Here is a 25082-nt window from a genome sequence, read left to right on the forward strand (position 1 = left end):
ATCAGCCGATTGCCTCTTCCTTTAGGATACTGAGAACCTGCTGGCGCTGGTGCTCGCCAAAGGCTTCGATGGCCTTCTCCAGCCGTTCGCCATCGTCGGACAGAATGGCTTCACCCAGCTCGCTAAAGAAGCGTTCGGTTTCGCCAATGCCCTCCCTGAAATGCTCAAGGGCGACGTAATAGGTGCGGCTGATGGCGGGCCGGAAATTCTCCAGGGTTTCTTCCAGAAACGGGTTTTCAACCAGACCGTAGGCGTAACGCATCAATCCGAAACCGGCTTCCATCACCTTCTGCGCGGCATCGGCGTTGTTCGACGACACGCCATCGATGACACCCTGGATCTGCTTCACCTGAGCAACCACGCCCGTCAGGTTTTCGCCGGACCAGCGTTCCATTACCTTGCGGCCCAACATGCAGAGTAAATTGATGTATATGTCGTAAAGGCTGTTGATGCGTTCTGTGGTCAAGCTCGATACGACTGCGCCGCGACGAGGGAAAATTTCAACCAGATGCCGTCGCTCAAGAATCAGCAACGCCTCGCGAACAGAGCCCCGACTGACATTGAGTTCGCCGGATACCTTCAACTCCTGAATCCGCTCACCTGGCTTCAAATCACGAGTGATAATCCGATGGCCAAGATGCTGGGCGATTTGTTCAGAAAGACTTTCCGGGGCCTGAAACCTCATAGGTATCCTTGCTCACTTCTTCGGACGCGACACACAAGCGCAAAAGTTTACCACAGCCAAGACGCCGCCCAATCCCCCGGACGCCAGATTTTACGTTCTTGATGCGTGTGAACCGGCATTTTTGCGCCGGGATTTTGGCGCCGGCCCATACCGAACATCGATCGCCCACCAAATTAACTCATTATCTATCTGTTTTTTATGTTTTTTTAGCCATTAGGCATGGTTTCCGCTTTCGGTGTATCCAGAGCAAATCGGATGCCCCTAAACCAGAATGGCGAACTGACGTGAAAAACATTCCCTCAATTCAGGCAACACCTTCCCAACCGCGAAAGCTGGCCGCCCTGAAACAGGCGCACCAGGACTGGAGCAGCGCCTCAAACGTAATTACTCGCCTGACCCAGCGTCTGAGTACGACGCTTGCGCTGGAAGAACAACTGGGAATCCTGGCCGAGGAACTGTCTGACATCGTACCGTTCGATACTCTCACCTACCGCCACCGTATCGCGCGTCAAGAATTCGTCTATTCCACCGGGCTCGGTGGACAGCACCGGTGTGAGTATCGCCTGAATCTGGAGGGGGATTTCTACGGCACGCTCACCATATGCCGACGCCAACGCTTTTCCGAGGAAGAATTACAGGGTATTGAAACACTGATCGGCGCGGCGATTTACTCGGTCCGAAATGCCTGTCGCTATATCGCGATTGAGCAGGCTGCCCTGACCGACTCGCTGACCGGCATCCCCAATAAGCGCGCGCTGGACGACAATCTGTTGCGCGCCAGCAGTCTGTCCGATCGCCACGGACAGGCGTATTCGCTGATCCTCGTCGACCTCGATCACTTTAAACAGGTCAACGATACCTACGGCCATGTCGCAGGGGATCATCTGCTGCGTCGGGTTGGAGAGTGTCTTGAGCGTGCCCTACGAACTTCCGATAGCGTTTACCGGTTTGGCGGGGAAGAGTTCGCAGTACTGCTGCCTCATACCGGCGAGCAGGACGCCCGGGACGTCGCCGAACGGATTCGTCGTACGGTTTCAGAGATCACCGTGGATGCAGGCGGAGAACGGATTACTGCAACAGCCAGCTTTGGCGTTGCTACCCACCTCAAGGGAGAACAGCCCGAGCAGTGGGTTGCCCGGGCTGATGAGGCCCTGTATCGGGCCAAGCAGAAAGGCCGGAATCGGACCGAGGTGTTTGCGGCGATTGCCTAACCGGGCTTGCGGGACGTACGCCCTTTCCCGCGCGGACTCGGACTCTGGCGCCTCGATTTCTCCGGGGCCGAATCGCTGACGTCCCAGCGACCACCTTTTGCCTTCTGACTTTTGAGCCCCGGGCTCTTGCGGCGCTGACGATCTTGAGCCGCTTTTTCGTTTGGTGTTTTCTTGGGAATGGCCACCGGCGTCAAACCTACAGCCCGGCTGAGCGCATCCACACCCTTCTGATCCAGTTCTTCCCACTTCCCGAGGGTCAGACGGCTGGGCAGGAACACTGGCCCGTAACGCACACGTTTCAGACGGCTAACCCGAACCCCCTGGGACTCCCACAGGCGGCGAACCTCTCGATTACGGCCCTCCAGCAAGGTGACATGGAACCAGCGATTGATGCCGCTGCCACCGGCCGGAGAAATGTCGCTGAATTTCGCCATGCCGTCATCAAGCAGCACACCTTCAAGCAGTCGTTCAATCATGGCGTCGTCCACCTCGCCAAAAATCCGAACCGCGTATTCCCGGTCGATTTCGTTCGAAGGGTGCATCAGACGGTTCGCCAATTCGCCGTCGGTGGTAAACAGGACCAGACCGGTCGTATTGATGTCCAACCGGCCAATTGAGATCCAGCGCTGTTCTTTCAGTCGGGGCAAGCGATCGAACACCGTTCGACGACCTTCCGGATCCTTTCGGCTGGTAACCTCACCTTCGGGCTTGTTGTAAATCAGCACGCGCCGGACGAGATCAGCAGCGGCAGCGACTTCCAGGCGCTTGCCATCCAGTTCGAAGCGGTCTGCAACCGTCGCTTTCTGCCCCGGAGACACAGGCTGCCCGTTGACGACAAGCCGGCCTTCAGTCATCCAGGCTTCGATTTCCCTGCGCGACCCGACACCCGCACGGGCAAGAAGCTTCTGGATGCGCTCCGGGCCACCCTCGCCAGGTGCATTGGCGGCCGCGTGTTTGCCGTGCTTCGGGTGTTCTGATGACATAGTGTATCCTTCAAGCCTGCCTGAACTCCGAATGATCGGAGTTAATGAATAGTTTGGTCTTCCGACTCGGTGTTGGAGGCGGAATTAAAATCGATCTCGGCCTGTATGTTTTTCTCGATTTCCCGACCAATCTCTTCCAAGTCTCGGATTTCCGACAACGGCGGCAACTGATCCAGCCCCGTCAGGTTAAAGTAGTCGAGAAATTGTTTGGTCGTTGCGTACATCGCCGGCCTTCCGGGCACATCGCGATGCCCGACAACACGCACCCACTCTCGCTCAAGAAGCGTCCGAATGATATTGCTGCTTACCGTGACGCCACGGATATCTTCAATTTCCCCCCGGGTGATCGGTTGCCGATAAGCGATCAAGGCCAGGGTTTCCAGCAAAGCCCGGGAATAGCGCTGAGGTTTCTCCTCGAACAGGCGCCCCACCCAGGGTCCGAATTCTTCCCGAACCTGCAGCCGATAGCCACTTGCGACCTTTTTCAGTTCAAAGCCACGACCGACACAGGCACCGTCAAGCATGACCATTACATGCTCCATGACCTGTCGAGCGGGACGCTCCGCTTCAGGAAACAACTCCCGCAGCTGCTCGAGACTCAACGGTTTGGCTGCCGCCAGCAATGCGGCTTCAGTAATGGCCTGGATTCGTAACAGTTGTTCTTGGTTCATAAGCGATAACGCATGATCTGGTTGGGACCGGAACTGTGCCGGTTGTTATCGTTAACTCGCTGCGCGGGCCCGCATGTGGATAGGCCCCAGCACCTCTGCCTGAACCACTTCCACGAGCTGTTCTTTGACCAGCTCAAGGGTGGCGAGAAAGGTAACGACCACCCCCAGCCGACCCTCCTCCGGCGTGAACAAGCTCTCGAAGGTGACAAACGCATCGTCCTGCAAAATCGACAGAATCGCTGACATACGCTCCCGGGTGGAGAGTTTTTCCCGCTCAACGTGGTGACTGGTGAACAGATCAGCCCTTCGCAGCACGCCCTGCAGCGCCAGAAGCATCTCTTTCAGATCGACATCGGGATGAGGCTGACTCGAGGGAAGTTTGGGTAACGCCGCCGATACGAGGAAATTCTCCCGCTCCAGCCGGGGCATTTCGTCAATATCTTCAGCCGCCTTCTTGAACCGCTCGTACTGCTGGAGTCGGCGGATAAGCTCTGCCCGGGGATCCAGGTCGTCTTCATCCTCACTTTCCTGGCGTGGCAGTAACATCCGCGACTTAATCTCGGCGAGCGTAGCCGCCATCACCAGATACTCGGCCGCCAATTCGAAACGCATTGCTTCAGCCGCAGTAATGTAATCCATGTACTGGCGAGTAATTTCGCTGACATCCACCTCCAGAATGTTCATATTCTGGCGACGGATCAGGTAAAGCAGCAAATCAAGCGGCCCTTCAAACGCCTCGAGAAAAACCGCCAGCGCATCGGGCGGGATATAGAGATCCTTGGGCAGATCGACGACCGGTTTTCCCGACACACGCGCCAGTGGCTCGGCCTCTGGCGAGGCTGCTGCAGGCTCTTCTATTGCGACTGCACCGGACGTATCGTCGGTCATGAATCTGCCCTTCAGAAAACTGGATCTGCCACCTCAGCAACAGATGCGTTTATCGATAATGCAGACCCATGGCTGCACGAACCTCTTCCAGAGTATCACGGGCAGCATCCCGGGCGTGTTCCCGGCCTTCCTGAAGGATAGAGTGAACGAGGTCCGGATTGCTTTCGTATTCCCGCGCTCGCTCATGCAGTGGGCGCTGCTCCTCAACGATGGCATCCATCAGCGGCTTCTTGCAGTCCAGGCATCCGATGCCAGCACTGCGACATCCGTTCTGAACCCACTCCTGAGTATCGCCATCGGAGTAAATCTTATGCATTTCCCACACCGGGCATTTTTCTGGCTCGCCCGGATCGGTCCGGCGTACCCGCTGCGGATCCGTTTGCATGGTACGGATTTTCTGCACGACGCTGTCAGGCTCTTCCCGCAGCCCAATCGTGTTGTTGTAGGACTTGGACATCTTCTGGCCATCAAGACCCGGCATCTTGGATTCCTGCGTCAGTAAAGGCTGAGGCTCGGGAAGAATCACTTTGCCGCCGCCCTCAATGTAGCCGTACAGGCGCTCGCGGTCGCCAAGAGATATATTCTGCTGCTCTTTCAGCAGGGCTCGGGCGGTTTCCAGCGCTTCGAGATCGCCTTCCTCCTGGTACCGTTTTTTCAGGGTGCGATAGAGCTTCCCGTTTTTCTTGCCCATCTTGACGATGGCAGCCTCGGCCTGTTCCTCAAAGCCGGGCTCACGGCCGTAGATGTGATTGAATCGGCGGGCGATCTCGCGAGTGATTTCCACGTGGGACACCTGGTCGGCACCGACCGGCACCTTTCCGGCCCGATAGATCAGAATGTCGGCCGACTGAAGCAAGGGGTACCCCAGAAAGCCATAGGTCGCCAGGTCTTTTTCACGAAGCTTTTCTTGCTGGTCTTTAAAGGTAGGAACCCGCTCCAGCCAACCCAACGGCGTAATCATTGACAAAAGCAGGTGCAATTCGGCGTGCTCGGGCACCTGCGACTGAATGAACATCGTCGACGAGCCCGGGTTAACGCCCGCAGCAAGCCAGTCAATCACCATGTCCCAGGTACTCTGCTCAATCTTGCTTGGGTCTTCATAATCCGTGGTCAATGCATGCCAATCTGCCACGAAGAAGAAACATTCAAATTCGTGCTGGAGCTTAACCCAGTTTTTCAGCACACCATGGTAGTGGCCAAGATGTAGCTTGCCGGTAGGACGCATTCCGGACAATACCCGCTGCTGGGAATCTACAGAACTCAAAGCACGAACTCCTTCATTTGTTTGGGAACGCCATGATAAATCAGGCGGTCAGGCATTATAAATAAAAAACCCCCGCCCTGCAGTGCAGAAACGGGGGCTTTTCAGAGGGGAAGGCTTACCAGCCCGTCGCCTCTTTCAGCGCCTTGCCAATATCGGCCAGGCTGCGAACGGTCTTGACGCCCGCCGCTTCCAGCGCAGCAAACTTGTCGTCCGCGGTGCCCTTGCCACCGGCAATGATGGCGCCAGCGTGGCCCATACGCTTGCCCGGAGGCGCCGTAACACCGGCGATGTAGGACACAACCGGTTTGGTTACGTTGTCCTTGATAAAGGCCGCGGCTTCTTCTTCAGCGGTACCACCGATTTCGCCGATCATTACGATCGCCTCGGTTTCCGGATCTTCCTGAAGCAACTTCAGGATATCGATGAAGTTGGAGCCCGGAATCGGGTCACCACCGATGCCGACACAGGTGGACTGACCGTAACCGAAATCAGTGGTCTGCTTGACCGCTTCGTAAGTCAGGGTACCGGAGCGGGAAACAATACCCACCTTACCCTTCTTGTGAATGTGGCCAGGCATGATGCCGATCTTGCACTCGTCCGGAGTAATCAGACCCGGGCAGTTCGGCCCGATCATGCGAACGCCTTTACGATCAACGTATTCTTTGGCGTACAGCATGTCGATGGTCGGAATGCCTTCGGTGATGCAGACAATCAGCTGAATACCAGCGTCAGCGGCTTCGATGATGGCGTCTTTACAGAACGGTGCCGGAACGTAGATAACGGTGGCTTCCGCTCCGGTCTTCTCAACCGCTTCGCGAACGGTGTTGAAAACCGGAAGTCCGAGGTGCTCGGTTCCACCCTTACCAGGGCTTACACCGCCAACCATCTGGGTACCGTACTCAATGGCCTGCTCGGAGTGGAAGGTGCCCTGAGAGCCGGTAAAGCCCTGACAGATAACCTTGGTGTCTTTATTGATCAGGATGCTCATTACTTACCCCCTGCGGCTTTAACGACTTGCTCTGCGGCGTTGGAGAGGCTGGTAGCGGCGATGATGTTCAAACCACTCTCTGCCAGCACTTTAGTGCCCAACTCAGCGTTGTTACCTTCCAGACGAACCACAACAGGTACTTTTACGCCAACTTCCTTAACAGCACCGATGATGCCCTCTGCGATCATGTCGCAGCGAACGATACCACCGAAGATGTTCACCAGAACGGCCTGCACATTGTCGTCAGACAGGATGATCTTGAACGCTTCAGACACGCGCTCTTTGGTCGCGCCGCCACCTACGTCCAGGAAGTTTGCCGGCTGGCCACCAGACAGCTTGATGATGTCCATAGTGCCCATTGCAAGGCCAGCACCGTTCACCATGCAACCAATGTTACCTTCCAGAGCGACGTAGTTCAGCTCCCACTTGGCCGCTTCGGCTTCACGCGAATCTTCCTGAGACGGATCGTGCATCTCGTGAATCTTCTTCTGGCGATACAGGGCGTTGCCGTCCACGCCTACTTTCGCGTCTAGGCAGTGCAGATCACCGGCCGGTGTAATAACCAACGGGTTGATTTCAACCAGAGCCAGGTCGCACTCTTCGAACAACTTGGCCAGGCCCATGAAGATCTTGGTGAACTGACCGATCTGCTTACCTTCCAGACCCAGCTTGAACGCCAATTCGCGGCCCTGATATGGCTGCGCGCCAACCAGCGGATCGATTTCGGCCTTCAGGATCTTTTCGGGAGTCTCTTCCGCGACTTTTTCGATTTCCACACCGCCCTCGGTGGACGCCATGAATACGACGCGACGGCTTCCTCGGTCAACGACAGCACCCAGGTAAAGTTCCTGATCAATGTCAGTGAGGGATTCCACCAGAATCTTGCTAACCGGCTGGCCGTTTTCGTCGGTCTGGTAAGTAACCAGATTGTTGCCCAGCCACTTTTCAGCAAACTCGCGGATTTCGTCTTTGCTCTTGACCAGCTTTACACCGCCGGCCTTACCGCGACCACCTGCGTGAACCTGGGCTTTTACCACCCAGCCGTCACCGCCGATCTCGTCCGCTGCTGCTGCAGCTTCTTTAGGGGTATCACAGGCAATGCCCTTGGATACGGGCAGGCCGTACTCAGCGAACAGCTGCTTGCCCTGATATTCGTGCAAATTCATAGTTAATGTCCCGCTTTCTGATGGAGGATAACCACATACGGAAAATGAACCCGCGCCGACTCCGGTCTCCGGAGCGGCTATTGCGAATTCGATGTGGCAGGCCGGGGATCACCTCAACCTGCCGTACGCAGCCGGAATCCAGCCGTTTAAAGGCAGTGGGGCGCCGTCATTGGCGCCCCTGATTCCTGTTCTGCGTTACTTCTTTTTGCGGCGGTTGGCGACATGGATCGCGCCACCACCTACGGCCAGAGCTGCTTCGTGCACGGACTCCGACAGAGTCGGATGTGCGAAACAGGTCAAAGCCAGATCTTCAGCGCTGGAACCGAATTCCATGGCAATAACGCCTTGGGCGACGATTTCAGACGCCTGAGGGCCAATCACATGGAAGCCCAAAATGCGATCGGTCTTCGCGTCGGCGACAATCTTCACCATGCCGGACGCCGCGTTTGCGGCCATGGCACGGCCATTGGCCGCGAACGGGAAAACACCCACATTGTACTCTTCACCCTCGGCCTTCAACTGCTCCTCAGTTTTGCCAACCCAGGCAACTTCCGGCGCCGTGTAGATGACATTCGGGATGCAATCGTAGTTCACCTGAGGCTTGTGCCCGGCGATCCGCTCGGCAACCATAACGCCCTCTTCGGACGCCTTGTGTGCCAGCATCGGACCACGGACGACGTCGCCGATTGCCCAGACACCCGGTGCTTCGGTCTTGCACGTATCGTCAACGAAGATGAATCCGCGCTCATCCATCTGCACACCGGAATCTTCGGCCAGAAGGTTGTCGGTATACGGGCGACGACCAACCGCGACAATCAGCTTGTCGAACTTCTCTTCGTGCTTGCCCTTGCTGTCTTCATAGGTGACGTTAACCAGCTTACGCTTGACTTCAGCTCCCGTCATGCGTGCGCCCATGACGATGTTCAGCCCCTGCTTCTGGAACTGCTTCATGGCGTCTTTTGCAATTTGCTGGTCAATCGCCGGCAGGAAAGTGTCCTGCGCTTCGATTACCGTTACTTCAGCACCCAGACGAGCCCACACGCTGCCCAGTTCGAGCCCGATAACGCCGGCACCGATTACGCCCAGACGCTTGGGCACTTCGTCAAACTCAAGCGCACCCTCGGAATCCACGATGTGCTCACCGTCGAACGGTGCGGGTGGGATTTCAATCGGCTTGGACCCGGATGCCAGAATGACATTCTCGGCTTCATACACCGAGGTATTACCATCCTTGTCGGTTACCTCAACCTTCCGGTTCGCCAGCAGCTTACCGTGGCCGTGAATGGAGGTAACACCATTGCTCTTGAACAGACCGGCGATTCCTCCGGTCAACTGGTTCACGATGCCACTTTTGCGCTCCATCATCTTGGCGATATCCATCTTGATATCTTTGGCGATGATGCCCTGCATTTCGTAGTCGTGGCTGGCTTCCTCATACTTGTGGGAAATTTCCAACAAAGCCTTGGAAGGAATGCAGCCCACATTAAGACAGGTACCGCCCAGCACCTGCTTTTTGCCGTCTTTGGACGTCCAGGATTCAACACAGGCCGTTTTCAGGCCAAGTTGTGCGGCCTTGATAGCGGCCACATAACCGCCCGGACCAGCACCGATAACAATGACGTCGAACTTATCAGACATAATTTATCCCGTTTTGTGATTCGTTAATGGTCCGTTCACACGTCCAGCAGAATACGCGCCGGGTCTTCCAGCATCTCTTTAATAGCAACCAGGAACTGTACCGCTTCCTTGCCATCGATCATGCGGTGATCGTAGGACAACGCCAGGTACATCATAGGCAGGATTTCTACCTGCCCGTTCACTGCCATCGGACGCTCTTGAATCTTGTGCATGCCAAGGATTGCGGTCTGCGGCGGATTCAGGATCGGCGTAGAGATCAGCGAGCCAAAAATACCACCGTTGGTGATGGTAAAGGTGCCGCCAGTCATATCTTCGATGCCCAGCTTGCCATCGCGAGCCTTGGTGCCGTATTCGATGATTTTCTTCTCAATATCAGCCAGACCCAATGCATCGACGTCACGCACAACCGGAACAACCAGGCCACGATCGGTGGAAACGGCCACACCGATGTCCTGGTAACCGTGGTAAACCATGTCGTTACCATCGATGGACGCGTTCACCGCCGGGAAACGCTTGAGCGCTTCGGTAGCAGCCTTGGCGAAGAAAGACATAAAGCCCAGCTTGACACCGTGACGCTTCTCGAAGCTGTCTTTGTACTGCTTGCGCAGCTCCATGACCGGCTTCATGTTCACTTCGTTGAACGTCGTCAGCATGGCGGCGTTCTGCTGAGCGTCGACAAGGCGCTTGGCGATGCTCGCGCGCAGACGGGTCATCGGAACACGCTTTTCAGCCCGCTCACCAGCAGCAACATTCACTTCCGGCATCGCCGCAGCTGCCGCTGCGGGCTTGGCACTGGACTTGGCGCCATCGATGTGGGCCTGAACGTCTTCTTTGGTGACACGGCCGTCTTTGCCTGTGCCCTTGATGGCATTCGGATCAACGTTGTTTTCCTCAGCCAGTTTCCGTGCTGCCGGGCTCAGGATGGCATCACCGGACGCGGACTCAGATGAAGCTGGGGCGCTTTCAGCTTCGGGCTGCTGCGCTTCAGCTTTCGGTTCGGCCGGCTTGGCCGCGCCAGTAGCGCCTTCCTTGAACTTTCCGATTACTTCACCGCTCTCACAGGTGTCGCCTTCACCCTTGAGGATTTCCTCAATCACACCATCAGCGGGTGCAACCACCTCAAGAACCACCTTGTCGGTTTCGATATCGACAATCAGTTCGTCGCGTGAACAGGCTTCGCCCGGCTGCTTGTGCCAGGTCGCAACGGTGCCTTCTGCGACCGACTCCGGGAAAACGGGGGCTTTAATCTCAGTTGACATTACGGATCCTTAGTTCGGTAGCTCGTCAGATTTCAAACGCATCGTTAACCAGCTTTTTCTGCTCCTCTATGTGGACAGACATATGTCCACAGGCAGGGGCAGCAGACGCCTCACGACCGGCATACTGGAGATAGAGTTTTGGATTCAGGCGCTGAAGCGCGTTACGCATGTGATGCTGGCTCGGGTACCAGGCGCCCTGGTTCATCGGTTCCTCCTGACACCAGACCACATGCTTCAGCTTGGTGTACGGTGCCAGCAACGCATCCAGGTCGTCTGCTGGGAACGGATACAGCTGCTCGATCCGCAGAATCACGACATCGTCGCGCTCTTCGGCTTTCTTCTTTTCAAGAAGATCGAAATACACCTTGCCGCTGCACATGATCAGGCGGGTCACCTTCTTGGGATCGGAAGGTTCCTTCTCTGGCAGAACCGTCTGGAAGGTGCCAGTGGTCAGATCATCCAGCTCTGACGTCGCCTCCTTATGGCGAAGCAGACTCTTTGGCGTGATCGCAACCAGCGGCTTGCGCAGCGGACGCTTGACCTGGCGACGCAGCATATGGAACACCTGCGACGGCGTGGTGGGCACGCACACCTGGATGTTGTGTTCCGCACACATCTGCAGAAAACGCTCCAATCGAGCAGAACTGTGCTCTGGCCCCTGACCTTCATAGCCGTGTGGCAGCAGCAGAGTCAGGCCACACAGCCGACCCCATTTATGCTCACCACTGGTCAGGAACTGATCAATAACAACCTGTGCACCGTTGGCGAAGTCACCAAACTGGGCCTCCCAGACCACCAGTCCATCGGGTGCCGTGGTTGCGTATCCGTATTCGAAGGCCATGACTGCCTCTTCCGACAGGAAAGAGTCATAAATTTCGAATTTCGGCTGGTCATCCGAGAGTTTCGCCAGCGCGATATGCTGGGACCCGTCTTTCTGGTTGTGCAGAACCGCGTGCCGGTGTGAGAAAGTACCCCGACCCACGTCCTGACCTGTAATGCGGATCGGATGCCCCTCATCCAGCAGCGTGGCGTACGCCATCACCTCAGCGTAACCCCAGTTCAGGGAAAGCGCGCCTGCGGTCATCTTTTCGCGGTCGCTGACAATCTTGGATACCTGGCGCTGAATTGCAAAACCTTCAGGGACCGATGTCAGTTTCTTGCCCAACGCCTGAATCTTCTTGAGTGGCACACTGCTCTTGCACTTGGCAGTCCACTCGTGCCCGAGGTAGGGAGTCCAGTCTACGTAGAGCTTTTTGTTCGGCTCCTTGACCAGCGATTTGACCACGTGGCCGCCATCGTCAAGCGCGTCACGGTAGTCGCCCTCCATCTGCTTGGCTTCTTCCTCCGCGATCACACCCTCAGCGACCAGGTACTCCGCATACAGCGCGCGGGTCGTCTTGAGCTTTCGGATTTTCTCGTACATCTGCGGCTGCGTCGCGGCCGGCTCGTCGGCCTCGTTGTGACCTCGACGCCGGTAACAAACCAGATCAATGACCACGTCACCCTTGAACTCGTTTCGGTAGTCCATGGCCATTTGGGTTGCGAAAACAACCGCTTCAGGATCGTCCGCGTTCACGTGCAGAATCGGCGCCTGAACCATCTTGGCAATGTCGGTGCAGTACTCTGTTGAACGCGCGTCTTCCTGCTTGCTGGTGGTAAAACCAACCTGATTGTTGACCACGATATGAATGGTGCCGCCAACGCCGTAGCCCCGGGTCTGGGACGCCTGGAAGGTTTCCATGACCACGCCCTGGCCGGCAAACGCCGCGTCACCGTGCATGATAATCGGCACAACCTGGCTGCCGTCATTATCATCACGCCGCGTCTGGCGGGCCCGAACGGAGCCTTCGACAACAGGAGACACAATTTCAAGGTGAGACGGGTTAAACGCCATGGCCAAATGGACTTCGCCACCCGGCGTCATTACGTTTGACGAGAAGCCCTGGTGATACTTGACGTCGCCGGAACCGGAGTCGGCCAGCTTGCGACCCTCAAATTCATCAAACAGTTCTTTCGGGCTTTTACCCAAGGTGTTGACCAGAACGTTCAGGCGACCACGGTGCGCCATACCCAGAACAATTTCTTTCGCACCATAAGAGCCGGCCCGCTGAATCAGTTCATCCAGGCACGGGATCAGACTCTCACCGCCCTCAAGACCAAAGCGCTTCACACCCGGATAACGTGAGCCGAGATATTTCTCCAGGCCTTCCGCAGCCGTGAGGCGCTCAAGGATATGTTTCCGCGTGCCCGCTTCATAACCAGGACGGGAGCGCACCGGTTCCATACGATGCTGGAACCAGCGCTTGATGCGGGTATCGACCACGTGCATGTATTCGGCACCGATACTCTCGCAATACGTGGCGCGAAGCCCGTCAACGATATCCCGGAGCTTCAGCGTTTCGGCACCAAAATTAAGTGACCCGGTCTGGAACTCCAGATCGAGATCAGAGTCGGTGAGTTCATGGAACGCTATATTGAGATCTTCGACACGAGGCCGCTGCCACACGCCCAGCGGATCCAGCTTGGCTTCCTGGTGCCCCCGAAAGCGGTACGCATTAATAAGCTGCAGGACGCGAATTTGCTTCCGATCCGCGTGGCTGGTGGCACTGGCAGGTACGCCCTGCCCCGAAAGAAAACGCTGGTTCCGGGAAATGTGCTCAAATTGCTCGCGAATGGACGAATGAATAATGTCTCGCCCATGCTGGCCATCAACACTGGGCAGTTTGTCGAAATAATTTCGCCATTCTTCCGGAACGGCATTGGGATCAGTCAGGTAGGTCTCAAAAAGCTGTTCAACGTAGGCAAGATTTCCTCCTTGAAGATGGGAGGTCTGCCATAGCTGCTCCATGATGCTTTCGTGCATTTTGAATAGCTCACCTTGGGCTGGTGTGGGGGGTGTCCGGAATGGTGGGCCAGGGGTAACTTTCAGTCAATACGGGTTTTACGGACTCAACTTTGGCCACCGACCGGACCTGGATGTTTTCCATTCCCCATCAGTTTGATACTCGTCAAGCCGAGACACAGCCTTGTAAGCTCCATCTCCGGCTCGCGTAGTGTGCACCCGAGTTCGACTTTTGACTATAAGCCTTTGGTTGAAAGCCCTGCGTCATTGCAGGGCCTTCAGGGTGCAAATTAATCAGAACAGTATAGCGTTTGGCAAAACTTCTGCTGCTTATGTCGCCCGCTGCAGCAGGAGGTTACGAATGTGGCCGATAGCCCTTGTGGGGTTCAGACCTTTCGGGCAAACACTTACACAGTTCATGATACCCCGGCAGCGGAATACACTGAACGGGTCATCCAGATTTGCCAGTCGCTCTGCCTGGGCAGTGTCTCGGCTGTCCGCGAGGAACCGGTACGCCTGAAGCAAGCCGGCCGGCCCGATAAACTTATCGGGGTTCCACCAGAAAGAAGGACAAGAGGTGGAGCAGCATGCGCAGAGAATACACTCGTACAATCCATCCAGCTTCTCGCGATCTTCCGGGCTTTGCAGGCGCTCAATGGCCGGTGCGGGCGTATTGTTCACCAGGTAAGGCATGACCTTCTCGTACTGCTGGTAGAACAGGCTCATATCAACCACGAGGTCGCGAATGACCGGCAGCCCGGGCAGCGGACGCAGAACCAGCTTATCCCCTTTCACCACCTGAGAAACCGGGGTAATACAGGCCAAGCCGTTCTTGCCGTTCATGTTCATGCCATCGGAACCGCAAACACCTTCCCGACAGGAACGGCGGTAAGACACGCTCGGGTCTTTTTCCTTGAGCAGATTCAGAACGTCCAGCACCATCAGGTCTTTACCCTCAGGCAACTCAAGATTCACGTCCTGCATATAAGGGGCGTTATCGGTTTCCGGATTATAGCGGTACAGGCTTACCAACATTGTCTTTACCCCCTTAATAAGTCCGAATCTTCGGTTCAAAGGTATCCACGGTCTTCGGCGCAAAGTTTACATCGCGCTTGCCCACCCGTTGCTCCAGCGGGAAGTACAGCGAGTGCTTCAGCCAGTTCTCGTCGTCACGTTCGGTGAAATCATTACGGGCGTGAGCGCCACGACTTTCTTTGCGTTCAAACGCCGACTTGGCAGTCGCCACGGCAACCTCGTAGAGGTTATCCAGTTCGAGCGCTTCGATCCGCGCAGTGTTGAAGGCCTTGCTGGTGTCGGCCAACTTGGTCTTCTTCACCCGGTCGCCAATCTCTTCCAGCTTTTTCAGACCTTCTTCCATGCTGTCGCCATCACGGAATACGCCGAAATAGAGCTGCATGACGTTCTGAAGATCCTTGCGAACTTCAGCAACGCTCTCACCCTCGGACGCCGCATCCAGACGATCAAGGCGGGCCATCGCACGCTGGATATCTTCTTCGCTGGCTTCATCCACTTCGAAACCGTTACGGAGCTGCTCTTCAATGTGAAGGCCAGCCGCACGACCAAAGACCACCAGATCCAGCAGGGAGTTGCCACCCAGACGGTTGGCACCATGAACAGATACACAGGCCGCCTCACCGCACGCGAACAGACCTGGAATCGGCTGATCGTTGCCGCTTTCATCCTGGGTCAGCGCCTGGCCGCCCACGTTCGTCGGGATACCACCCATCATGTAGTGACAGGTCGGAACCACCGGAATCGGCTCTTTGACCGGATCTACGTGTGCAAAGGTGCGAGACAGCTCACAGATACCCGGCAGACGCAGGTTCAGGGTTTCCTCACCCAGGTGATCCAGCTTCAGCAGTACGTGATCCTTGTCAGGTCCGCAGCCGCGACCTTCCAGAATCTCGATAACCATGGAGCGAGCAACCACATCCCGGCCCGCCAAATCTTTAGCGTTCGGGGCGTAACGCTCCATGAAACGCTCGCCTTCGGAGTTGATCAGGTAACCACCCTCACCACGGCAACCCTCGGTCACCAGGGTACCGGCTCCGTGGATGCCGGTCGGGTGGAATTGCCACATCTCCATATCCTGCATCGGGAAGCCCGCCCGCAACGCCATTCCGATCCCGTCGCCGGTATTAATCAGGGCGTTGGTGGTGGAGGCGTAAATGCGACCGGCACCACCAGTTGCCAGTACGGTTGCCTTGGACTTGATGTAAGCCACTTCGCCGGTTTCAATTTCGATGGCGACAACACCAACCACTTCATTCTTGGAGTTTTTCACCAGATCGACGGCGTACCACTCGTTCAGGAACGTGGTGCCACCTTTCAGGTTGGCCTGATACAGAGTATGCAGCAGGGCGTGACCTGTACGGTCCGCAGCCGCGCAGGTGCGCGCAGCCTGACCGCCCTTCCCATAGTCCTTGGACTGACCACCGAACGGACGCTGATAAATGCGCCCCTGCTCTGTCCGGGAGAATGGCAGCCCCATATGCTCGAGCTCAAACACAGCCTGAGGCCCTACCGAGCACATGTACTCGATCGCGTCCTGGTCACCGATGTAGTCAGAACCCTTGACGGTGTCATACATGTGCCAGCGCCAGTCATCATTGGGATCTGCGCTGGCAATGGCACAGGTTATGCCACCCTGGGCCGAAACCGTGTGAGAACGGGTGGGAAATACTTTAGTGATACACGCCGTGTTGACGCCGGACTCGGTCAACTGAAGGGCGGCCCGCATACCGGCACCGCCGCCACCGATAACGATCGCGTCGTAAGACATGGTCTTGATGTTAGCCATTAATTAAAGCCCCCAAAGAATCTGAATACCCCAGACCAGGTACACGAACATGGTCAGGCCACACGCCGCCTGGACCAGAAAACGCGGACCCACTGCCTTGATATAGTCGGTTGTGACCGTCCACAGCCCCACCCATGCGTGAGCGCCGATAGAAAGCAGCGCCAGGAGCGTAAAGATTCGGAACCAGGTTTGGCCGAACAAGGCAGACCAGGTTTCATAGTTGACGTCCGTCGTAACCATGAAGCCCAGCAAAAAGATTGTATAGAGCGCCAAAACATAGGCAGTTACGCGCTGAATCAGCCAGTCGTAGACGCCGCTACGACCCAGATTGGTAACACTGTTTACCATACCCAAACTCCTGCCAGAACAATAAGAACGACGGAAACACCGATGGTGATCTTGGAGGCGAGACGACCGGTCTCAAGCTCTTCACCAATACCCACATCCATAAGCAGGTGCTTGATACCTGCAACCAAGTGGTAAAGAAGAGCAGACAAAATGCCCCAGACAATCAGCTTGGCTAGAAAACTGTCCAGCAACTCACTTACACGACTGAAGCCGGCTTCCCCGGACAGGGAAAGCTGCAGTCCGTACAACATGAAGGCGACACCGACAAAAATGATGATGCCACTGATACGATGCAGGATGGACGTTATGGCTGGCAGCGGAAAATGGAACTTGCCGAGATCGAGATTTACTGGTCGATTATTATTCACAGCGCTCTCACACTCTCTCTTAAAGTGGCCGCGTGACCGGAAAACCGGTTGCGGAGTTGGTATATAGAAACGTTTGCCGACTCGATGGGCATACGCTTGATGCTGGAGGAAGGATGACCACAGTTGGCGCCGATGCGTCGTCGACACCTAAACGGCGTACATCCCCAATTCCGGGCTACGGATTATAAGGAGTACCCTTTCTAATTACAAACGGAGCAATTTTGTTAGGCCCCGGCAATTCAGTAGGTTAAAGAACAACCAAATATTCTGACGGCGGGCCAGGCGGTAACACAGGACCCATCGGTGGTTTCACTGATTTACAACCAGGGCAAAAAATTATGATTTCCGGACTCTTCCATTGACAAAAAAAGCCAACGCCCTATATTTTGCCGCCAGTTTTGCGATAATACGCGCCTTCCTTAGCGCATTTTTTCATGCATAAAGAGCTGACAAGCTGACATATCCATATAGGAGAGTCCCATGACCGACAGGAAAGCCACGCTCTCGGTGGGAGATAAGTCCATTGAGTTACCGGTGTATTCTGGCACCGTCGGCCCTGACGTAATTGACGTTCGCGCCTTGGTTCAGGAAGGTGTTTTCACTTACGACCCAGGTTTCGTATCTACCGCAGCCTGCGAATCAGCCATCACCTATATCGATGGCGCCAATGGCGTTCTCCTTCATCGCGGCTACCCCATTGACCAGCTGGCAGAGCACTCGGACTACCTCGAAGTGTGCTACCTGCTGCTGAAGGGACGCCTGCCGACCAAAGAAGAGAACCAGCAGTTCCACAGCACCATTAAAAATCACACCATGCTTCACGATCAGATGCGCAACTTCTTCCACGGCTTCCGCCGTGACGCGCATCCGATGGCCATTATGTGTGGTGTTGTGGGCGCCCTGTCTGCGTTCTATCACGACCAGATGGATGTCGCCGACGAGCGCCAGCGTGAAATCACGGCGCATCGCCTGATTGCCAAGATGCCAACCATTGCCGCCTGGTGTTACAAGTACAGCATTGGTCAGCCATTTATGTATCCTCGCAACGATCTGACCTATGCCGAGAACTTCCTGTACATGATGTTTGGTGTGCCCTGCGAGGAGTACAAGCCGAATCCGGTTCTGGCCAAGGCTATGGATCGGATCTTCATTCTTCACGCCGACCACGAGCAGAACGCCTCTACCTCTACGGTTCGCTTGGCGGGCTCAACCGGTGCCAACCCATACGCCTGCATCGCTTCCGGCATTGCAGCCCTGTGGGGGCCGGCTCACGGCGGCGCGAACGAGGCCGTACTGGATATGCTTGCCGAAATTGGCGACGAGTCCAACATTGAGACGTTCATCGCCAAGGCCAAGGACAAGAACGATCCCTTCCGCCTGATGGGCTTCGGGCACCGGGTGTACAAGAACTTTGATCCGCGCGCCAAGGTGATGCGTGAGACCGCTCATGAAGTTCTTCAGGAACTGGGCCTGGAAAACGATCCCCTGCTGAAGATCGCCCAGCGGCTTGAAAAGATTGCCCTTGAAGACGACTATTTCGTGCAGCGAAAGCTGTATCCGAACGTCGACTTCTACTCCGGCATCATCCTGAAAGCCATGGGTATCCCAACCTCGATGTTCACGGTCATCTTCGCCCTGTCCCGCACCATTGGCTGGTTCTCGCACTGGAACGAAATGGTCAGCGGCGACTACCGGATCGGGCGTCCGCGCCAGCTTTACACTGGCCCTGAAAAACAGGATTATCCGGGATAATATCGCCGGAAAACGAAGTACCAAAAAAGGCCGCTGATTTAGCGGCCTTTTTTGTGCCTAGCGCATTGCTTAAGGATCTTTTGATGCTAACCCGGGCCAAGCCCCCAAAGACAAACTATCCTTCAAGGTGAACCCATCAGGGAGAACAAGCCATGCGCTACTTAATAGCACTAGTACTCAGCACGTTGCTCATCGGAACAGCCTCAGCCGGGCAGTGCCCTGCACTGGTCTCCGAGATCGATCAAAAACTCGAGACCGCTCAACTCGATCCCGAAACAGAACAGAACGTTAAATCCCTGCGGGACGAGGGAGAACGACTGCATGAGCAAGGCGACCATTCCGAGTCTGTACGCACCCTTAAGGAAGCACTGGAGATGATCCGCGTAGCTTCCTGAATTCCAGTTGGATACGCCAGCCCTTTTAGGGCTGGCAGCTCAGAACTGCCGGCAGCTTTGCCTTGCCCTGAGAGTCGGCGACCCTCACCGCGAAATCCCTCGACCCCGACGATCAGACAGTTATCCTCGCCCTCCTTCCTGTTGTAGTCTTGGATGATTCATTACTCACAAAAGCAATAACTAGCCAGGGAGAATAATATGACAGTGACTGCCGCTTTTATCGGTTTGGGTGTGATGGGCTATCCGATGGCCGGCCATTTGGCAAAAGCCGGCCTGAACGTTCGGGTATGGAACCGCACCCAGCAAAAAGCCGAACAATGGGCGAAGGATTTTGACGGCAAAGCCTGCGCATCCATTGCCGAAGCTGTCGCTGACGCCGACTTCGTCATGACCTGCGTCGGTGCCGACAAAGATCTGATTGAAGTGTTTGAGGGCGACGCCGGCATCATCGCCAACGCTCCCGAAGGCGCCATCCTGATCGACCACACCACTGCTTCATCGGGCATCGCAGAGCGCCTTGCGAAAAACGCGGCCGCCCGGCATCAGGGTTTCATCGATGCGCCCGTGTCCGGAGGACAACAGGGTGCAGAAAACGGCATGCTTACCATTATGTGTGGTGGCGATCAGGGAGGGTTCACGAAAGCTGAGCCAATCATGAATCATTACGCCCGGGCAGTTAATCTCATGGGCCCTGCAGGAAGTGGCCAGAAGACCAAGATGGTCAACCAGATTGCCATCGCCGGTCTGGTTCAGGGTCTGTCTGAGGCTCTGCATTTTGCCGAGCAGGCCGGACTCGATGCACAGAAAGTTGTGGATGTCATCTCCAAGGGAGCCGCACAGAGCTGGCAGATGGAGAACCGCTCAGGCACCATGATTGCCGGTGAATTCGAGCACGGCTTTGCCGTGGACTGGATGCGAAAAGATCTGGGAATCTGCCTGCAAGAGGCGCGCCGAAATCATGCTCGCCTGCCCGTCACCGCATTGGTGGACCAGTTTTATGGCGACGTGCAGGAAATGGGCGGCCATCGTTGGGACACCTCCTCACTCATTCAACGGCTTAGGAAAAAGTAACAGCCGGTTGCGCCAAGATAGCGCAGCTCCTGCGCTATCTGCCCTATCCTGGGCCCAAAGCAATCCCCTTCAACCAAGCAGCCATTGCTCCAAAAAAGCTTCAGCTTACTGAAAAATATAGCTTTTATTTTAGCTTGGCACGGACACTGCTGTGTAAGCCTTACATGCCAATGATGGCAAGCCAGATGTTTCGCGGGCACAGCACAGTCTCTCCCGCAGAACTCGCAATCTCGACAACGTATCAAGGACAAAAGGGTCCAGTCCGGTTTCCGGAGTGGACCCTTTTTTGTTTTCAAAGGACGAGTACGCAAACGCATGGGCACAAAATTTCCTGCACAGCAGGCGCTGTACGCCCCCGCTCAGTCGCTCCCAGATGAGCCAATCATCATTGTTGGCAACGGTCCTGCTGGCGTTCATCTGTTAAAAGAGCTAAAGCGGCTCGGGGTCGATCGGCCCATCATCCAGTTCGGCAGGGAACAAAGCCAACCCTATGACCGGGTAGCACTATCCAACCTCTTACAGGGCAAAGTCACTGCCGATTCCCTGCTTGCGTCACTCGGGGACTTTTCGAACGTCAATTTTCAGTCTGGAAACGCGATCGTGTCCATTCAGACTGACTTGCGTACCGTCACAGACCAACAGGGATTGAGCTATCCCTATGGCGCCCTGGTTCTTGCTCTGGGCTCCCGGCCCCACGTGCCCGGTATACCGGGCCGTAAACTTTCTGGCGTTTTTACCTTCCGCAGCATCAACGATGTGGAACGATTGCGCTCACGGCATTTTCGCAGTCGACATTGCGTGGTTCTGGGTGGAGGACTTCTGGGGATTGAGGCGGCAAGGGGCATGCTGCGGTACGGCACGAAAGTGACCGTGATTCACCACGCCCCTTTCCTGATGAACCGACAACTTGAACCACAAAGCGGTGACAGGCTTCGCCATGAACTGGAAGACAAAGGCCTGAAGGTCCTGCTGAATTCAACCATCACCGACATCCTGGGTCACGACCGTGTGGAGCAAGTTCGTCTACGAGGCGGCGAAATCCTTGATTGCGACACTGTGATCTTCTCCACGGGCATCCGCCCCAACATCGAGCTGGCGCGACATGCCGGGATTGTTGTTGGGCAGGGCATTCAGATAAATGATCAACTGCAGACCTCCGCTCCTGATGTCTACGCCATTGGCGAATGCTCTGAACACAGGGGCGAAATCTACGGATTGGTATCACCGGGCCTTGAACAAGCCGCCGTACTTGCCAGCAGACTGAGCGGCGCCAACGTGTGTTATCAGGGTTCTGCGCTTGCCAGTTCACTCAAGGTCTCCGATATCCCGGTCAACAGTGCCGGCACGGTGAGCGAATACGGCCCTGCGCTGATTGACTGTACGCTCAGACACGCCTCCGATCAGCACTCTAGGGCTATTACGTTGTATCGGGGCAAGCTTGTCGGCGCTGCCGGAACCGGAGAATGGCCGGAATTTCACAGGTTGCAGGAGGCGATCAGCAAACAGTTGCCAGTGTACCCGTGGCAACGCCGGCGATTTGTCCGGGACGGCCGGCTGTACACGGATGATCAGATATTGCCCGACAGTGCGATCCTGTGTAACTGCCGTCGCCTGACCGCCGGTGAGATTCGCGGCCACATGCAAGAAGGGATGACTACCCGACAACTGTGTGAGGCCTCGGGTGCGGCTCAGGTTTGTGGGAGCTGCGAGCCCCTGGTGGCCAGAGTGGCAGCCTCTCCGGTTGAAGCCAAGCCGATCAGCAGCTTCCCTCTCATTGCCGGGCTAATTGCTCTGGCTTACGCCCTGCTTTTTTACCTGGTGCCGCCATTCCCAATCCAACAAAGCGTGCTGGAGCCGGCGTGGCCCAAACTCTGGACGAGCAACGTGGCGAGGCAATGGACCGGCTATACCCTTTTGAGCCTGATAGCGCTCGGCATGGTAGTCAGCCTTGCCAAGCGAGGACCTCAGGGGCTCTTAAAGCGATTCAAACTGGCCCGCAACGCCCACCTCTTGCTGACCCTTTTAATGGCCTCCGTCCTGCTCGTCCATACCGGCCTCCAGCAGAGCACCAACCTCAATTTCGCCCTGCTTAGCTGCGCCATCGCTTTGATCACCCTTGGTGGAGTGACCTCTATCATGGTTGCGCTTGAGCCGCGTATTCAAAGCCTCGCGTTCAAATCTTGGAAGCGACGCCTGGCCAGCCTACACCTCTTCCTGGCGTGGCCACTTCCGGTGTTGCTTGGGTTTCACATTGTCTCGGTGTACTACTTCTAAGGCGCAGTATGGGAAAGAAAACGATTTGGCTCCTCTGGCTTAGCTCAAGCATCGTGTTATCGAGCGTGCTCGGATACGAACTGTTCGCAAAAGACCAGAAACCCCACTTCCTTCCCGGGCAGACCACGGCCGGCCACTTCCAGATCGAGCTGGAATGCAGCACCTGCCACACCGAATCGTTCGCAGATCAGCAAGCCATCCAACAGGCCTGTATCGATTGCCACGGTGCCGAGCTTGACGCGGTCCGCGATAGCCACCCCAAAAGCAAGTTCACCGATCCGCGAAATGCCGACCGCCTTGCACAGATCGACGCCCGCTATTGTGTCAGTTGCCACAGCGAGCATACGCCAGAAATAACTCTGGCCATGGGCGTCACTCAGCCCGAGGATTTCTGCGTCCACTGTCACCAGGAGATCGCAGCGGACCGCCCCAGTCACGAGGGCATGGGCTTTGAAACCTGCGCATCAGCCGGCTGCCACAATTACCACGACAATCAGGCCTTATACGAAGATTTCCTGCTCGAACACGCCGATGAACCAGCGCTCATCGTCGCCGGAAAGCTTCCGGTAAGCAGCATGGAAGCGCTGATGGAAGTGTCGGGCCTATCCTGGGCCCCCTACGATCCTGCCAGCAACGCTTTTGACGACCAACAAGCCTGGCAGAGCGCTCACGACGAGTGGGCCGGTAGCGCCCATGGCGCGTCAGATGTGGGGTGCGAAAATTGCCACCAGCCGGAGCCGCAGACCGACTGGATTGAGCATCCCGGCACGGATACCTGCGCCCGCTGCCACGAAGCAGAATCCCAAGGCTTTATATCTGGACGGCATGGAATGCGCCTGTCTCAGGGCCTGCCGCCCATGACTCCGGGCGAGGCCCGACTTCCCATGAAGAATGATGCGGCTCACCGGCAACTCACGTGTAACAGCTGCCACGCCCCCCACGAACAAAACACCGTGACGGCGGCGGTGGAGGCTTGCCTGGGCTGCCATAACGACAACCACTCCCTGGCGTTCAAGCAGTCACCGCATCATCAGACCTGGAAACGTTTTCTTGATGGGAAGGTCGCCAGAGAGGAGGCCGTCAGCTGCGCCACCTGTCATTTGCCACGAACCGAGACCAAGCAGTTCAGCACCACCACTGTTCGAGTGGATCACAATCAGAACAACACCTTGCGCCCGAACGAAAAAATGATCCGAACCACTTGCATGCATTGCCATGGTTTGGGTTTCTCCCTCGATGCTCTGGCATCCGAGGCTCTTATTCAGTCCAATTTCACAGGCCTGCCGCCAACCCACATACCAAGCATCGACATGGCACTGGATCGGATTGAACCAAGCACTACCACCCCGTAAAAACGATGGAGAGAGACCATGAAAAAAGGAATCACCACCAGCGCCTTAGTTGCCACTGCACTGCTCGCCGGTTGCGGAGGCTCGGAAGAGCCTCCGCAGACCGGCATTGAACCCAAGATATTCACCGACTCCCTGTTTGCCGTCATGAACTCGGACCGAGCCAACTACACCAAGCTCATCGTTCAACGTCTCGGGCCGAATGGCGCAGACGCCATCAAGCCCAATGAGCACTGGGAAGACATGGAGGGCTCTGCCCCGCTCCCGGCCCAAATGTTCCGCTATGGCGCAGAAGGTGTAGCGGACGTAACCGATGCGTTCAGCTACTCACTGCAGTCGCTGTGGCCGGTCAACAAGCAAAATGCCCCGAAAACGGAAGTAGAACAAGAAGGCTTGCAGTTTATTGCCGACAACCCCGGCCAGAATTTCTATGGGGAGGAAACGCTCGGAGATACGACCTACTTTACCGCGGTTTACCCGGACGTAGCGGTGTCCCCGGCGTGCACGTCCTGTCATAACGACCACAAGGATTCCCCCAGAAGCGACTTCGAGATCGGCGAAGTCATGGGCGGCGTGGTCATTCGCCTTCCCCTGCCAAAGAGCTAACTCAAAGCCCATCAGCGAGGCAATACCATGAATGCACAACAAATCACCCTCGTTCAGGATTCCTTTGCCAAGGTAGTTCCTATCGCGGATCAGGCAGCGGCGATGTTTTACAGCAAGCTGTTTGAAATGGACCCGGAACTGAAGCCCCTGTTCAAAGGCGACATGAAAGAACAGGGCCAGAAGTTAATGAAAATGATCGGTATGGCCGTCAACAGCCTGGGGCGGCTTGATGAGATCGTGCCGGCAGTACAACAGCTTGGTGTGCGACACGCCGGTTACGGCGTCAAGGACTCCGACTACGACACGGTAGGCGGTGCGCTGCTCTGGACCCTGGAACAAGGGCTTGGTGAAAACTTCACGCCAGATTGCAAAGCTGCCTGGACTGAAACCTACACGGTGCTGGCAACCACTATGAAAGACGCCACCAAAGCACCGGCGTAAGATCGAAAACTGGAGATCATATCGAGAAAAAGGGGCAGATCTCTGCCCCTTTTTTACTCAAC

At 56.1% G+C, this 25082-nt stretch carries 22 protein-coding genes; 8 read left to right on the plus strand and 14 right to left on the minus strand.

Translation table 11 applies throughout. The annotated features are described in order from the left end of the window. Window position 1 precedes the first annotated feature (1 nt). Window positions 2–685, minus strand: coding sequence for a GntR family transcriptional regulator (locus LPB19_RS12685; protein WP_206643266.1), 684 nt, complete (start codon window positions 683–685; stop codon window positions 2–4). A 284-nt stretch (window positions 686–969) separates the two neighbouring features. Between LPB19_RS12685 and LPB19_RS12690 the strand changes: the two genes are divergently transcribed. Beyond that, a complete protein-coding gene (locus LPB19_RS12690; protein ID WP_206643267.1) occupies window positions 970–1896 on the plus strand; it encodes a GGDEF domain-containing protein in 927 nt (308 codons plus the stop codon). On the opposite strand, the gene rluB is transcribed toward LPB19_RS12690, so the two are convergent. From rluB to sdhC, 13 genes are all read right to left on the minus strand, one after another. Continuing rightward, complete coding sequence (gene rluB, locus LPB19_RS12695; protein WP_206643268.1) at window positions 1893–2879, minus strand: 23S rRNA pseudouridine(2605) synthase RluB; 987 nt, start codon at window positions 2877–2879, stop codon at window positions 1893–1895. The genes LPB19_RS12690 and rluB overlap by 4 nt on opposite strands. 41 nt (window positions 2880–2920) lie before the next feature. Further along, window positions 2921–3550 carry an SMC-Scp complex subunit ScpB gene (gene scpB / locus LPB19_RS12700; RefSeq protein ID WP_206643269.1) on the minus strand — a complete coding sequence of 210 codons (630 nt, stop codon included), beginning with the start codon at window positions 3548–3550 and terminating at the stop codon, window positions 2921–2923. A 51-nt stretch (window positions 3551–3601) separates the two neighbouring features. Beyond that, on the minus strand, window positions 3602–4438 hold the full coding sequence (locus LPB19_RS12705; protein WP_206643270.1) for a segregation and condensation protein A: 837 nt from the start codon (window positions 4436–4438) through the stop codon (window positions 3602–3604). 49 nt (window positions 4439–4487) lie between these two features. Then, on the minus strand, window positions 4488–5663 hold the full coding sequence (locus LPB19_RS12710) for a tryptophan--tRNA ligase (protein ID WP_266097068.1): 1176 nt from the start codon (window positions 5661–5663) through the stop codon (window positions 4488–4490). Window positions 5664–5817: 154 nt separating this feature from the next. Beyond that, window positions 5818–6690, minus strand: coding sequence for a succinate--CoA ligase subunit alpha (gene sucD, locus LPB19_RS12715; protein WP_206643272.1), 873 nt, complete (start codon window positions 6688–6690; stop codon window positions 5818–5820). Continuing rightward, window positions 6690–7856 carry an ADP-forming succinate--CoA ligase subunit beta gene (gene sucC, locus LPB19_RS12720; protein ID WP_206643273.1) on the minus strand — a complete coding sequence of 389 codons (1167 nt, stop codon included), beginning with the start codon at window positions 7854–7856 and terminating at the stop codon, window positions 6690–6692. Before sucC ends, sucD begins: the two co-directional genes overlap by 1 nt. Window positions 7857–8051: 195 nt before the next feature. Beyond that, entirely contained in the window at window positions 8052–9494 is a 1443-nt protein-coding gene (gene lpdA / locus LPB19_RS12725; RefSeq protein WP_206643274.1) for a dihydrolipoyl dehydrogenase, read from the minus strand. Window positions 9495–9529: 35 nt separating this feature from the next. Beyond that, on the minus strand, window positions 9530–10753 hold the full coding sequence (gene odhB / locus LPB19_RS12730; RefSeq protein WP_206643275.1) for a 2-oxoglutarate dehydrogenase complex dihydrolipoyllysine-residue succinyltransferase: 1224 nt from the start codon (window positions 10751–10753) through the stop codon (window positions 9530–9532). A gap of 25 nt (window positions 10754–10778) precedes the next feature. Then, the gene (locus LPB19_RS12735; RefSeq protein ID WP_206643276.1) at window positions 10779–13616 is read right to left on the minus strand and encodes a 2-oxoglutarate dehydrogenase E1 component; all 2838 of its coding nucleotides are present in this window, start codon (window positions 13614–13616) and stop codon (window positions 10779–10781) included. A 309-nt stretch (window positions 13617–13925) separates the two neighbouring features. After that, complete coding sequence (locus LPB19_RS12740; protein WP_206643277.1) at window positions 13926–14630, minus strand: succinate dehydrogenase iron-sulfur subunit; 705 nt, start codon at window positions 14628–14630, stop codon at window positions 13926–13928. A gap of 13 nt (window positions 14631–14643) precedes the next feature. Then, window positions 14644–16416, minus strand: a complete 1773-nt coding sequence (gene sdhA / locus LPB19_RS12745; RefSeq protein ID WP_206643278.1) for a succinate dehydrogenase flavoprotein subunit — start codon at window positions 16414–16416, stop codon at window positions 14644–14646. Window positions 16417–16419: 3 nt separating this feature from the next. Then, complete coding sequence (gene sdhD, locus LPB19_RS12750; RefSeq protein ID WP_206643279.1) at window positions 16420–16764, minus strand: succinate dehydrogenase, hydrophobic membrane anchor protein; 345 nt, start codon at window positions 16762–16764, stop codon at window positions 16420–16422. Continuing rightward, the gene (gene sdhC / locus LPB19_RS12755; RefSeq protein WP_206643280.1) at window positions 16758–17132 is read right to left on the minus strand and encodes a succinate dehydrogenase, cytochrome b556 subunit; all 375 of its coding nucleotides are present in this window, start codon (window positions 17130–17132) and stop codon (window positions 16758–16760) included. The genes sdhD and sdhC overlap by 7 nt, the downstream gene beginning before the upstream one ends. 480 nt (window positions 17133–17612) lie before the next feature. Between sdhC and gltA the strand changes: the two genes are divergently transcribed. The 7 genes from gltA (at window position 17613) to LPB19_RS12790 (ending at window position 25020) form a co-directional block, all read left to right on the plus strand. Next, window positions 17613–18884 carry a citrate synthase gene (gene gltA / locus LPB19_RS12760; RefSeq protein WP_206643281.1) on the plus strand — a complete coding sequence of 424 codons (1272 nt, stop codon included), beginning with the start codon at window positions 17613–17615 and terminating at the stop codon, window positions 18882–18884. A 152-nt stretch (window positions 18885–19036) separates the two neighbouring features. Next, window positions 19037–19279: a hypothetical protein gene (locus LPB19_RS12765; RefSeq protein WP_206643282.1), complete on the plus strand. Its 243-nt coding sequence runs from the start codon at window positions 19037–19039 to the stop codon at window positions 19277–19279. A 198-nt stretch (window positions 19280–19477) separates the two neighbouring features. Further along, window positions 19478–20350, plus strand: a complete 873-nt coding sequence (locus tag LPB19_RS12770; RefSeq protein ID WP_206643283.1) for an NAD(P)-dependent oxidoreductase — start codon at window positions 19478–19480, stop codon at window positions 20348–20350. Window positions 20351–20665: 315 nt separating this feature from the next. After that, window positions 20666–22624, plus strand: a complete 1959-nt coding sequence (locus LPB19_RS12775; protein ID WP_206643284.1) for an FAD-dependent oxidoreductase — start codon at window positions 20666–20668, stop codon at window positions 22622–22624. 65 nt (window positions 22625–22689) lie between these two features. After that, a complete protein-coding gene (locus LPB19_RS12780; RefSeq protein WP_228289112.1) occupies window positions 22690–23976 on the plus strand; it encodes a cytochrome c3 family protein in 1287 nt (428 codons plus the stop codon). Between the two features lie 18 nt (window positions 23977–23994). Then, window positions 23995–24579, plus strand: a complete 585-nt coding sequence (locus tag LPB19_RS12785) for a Tll0287-like domain-containing protein (RefSeq protein ID WP_206643286.1) — start codon at window positions 23995–23997, stop codon at window positions 24577–24579. Window positions 24580–24606: 27 nt separating this feature from the next. Next, window positions 24607–25020 carry a globin family protein gene (locus tag LPB19_RS12790; RefSeq protein ID WP_206643287.1) on the plus strand — a complete coding sequence of 138 codons (414 nt, stop codon included), beginning with the start codon at window positions 24607–24609 and terminating at the stop codon, window positions 25018–25020. Window positions 25021–25082 lie beyond the last annotated feature (62 nt).

This window comes from Marinobacter salinisoli (genome assembly GCF_017301335.1).
Lineage (GTDB): Bacteria > Pseudomonadota > Gammaproteobacteria > Pseudomonadales > Oleiphilaceae > Marinobacter > Marinobacter salinisoli.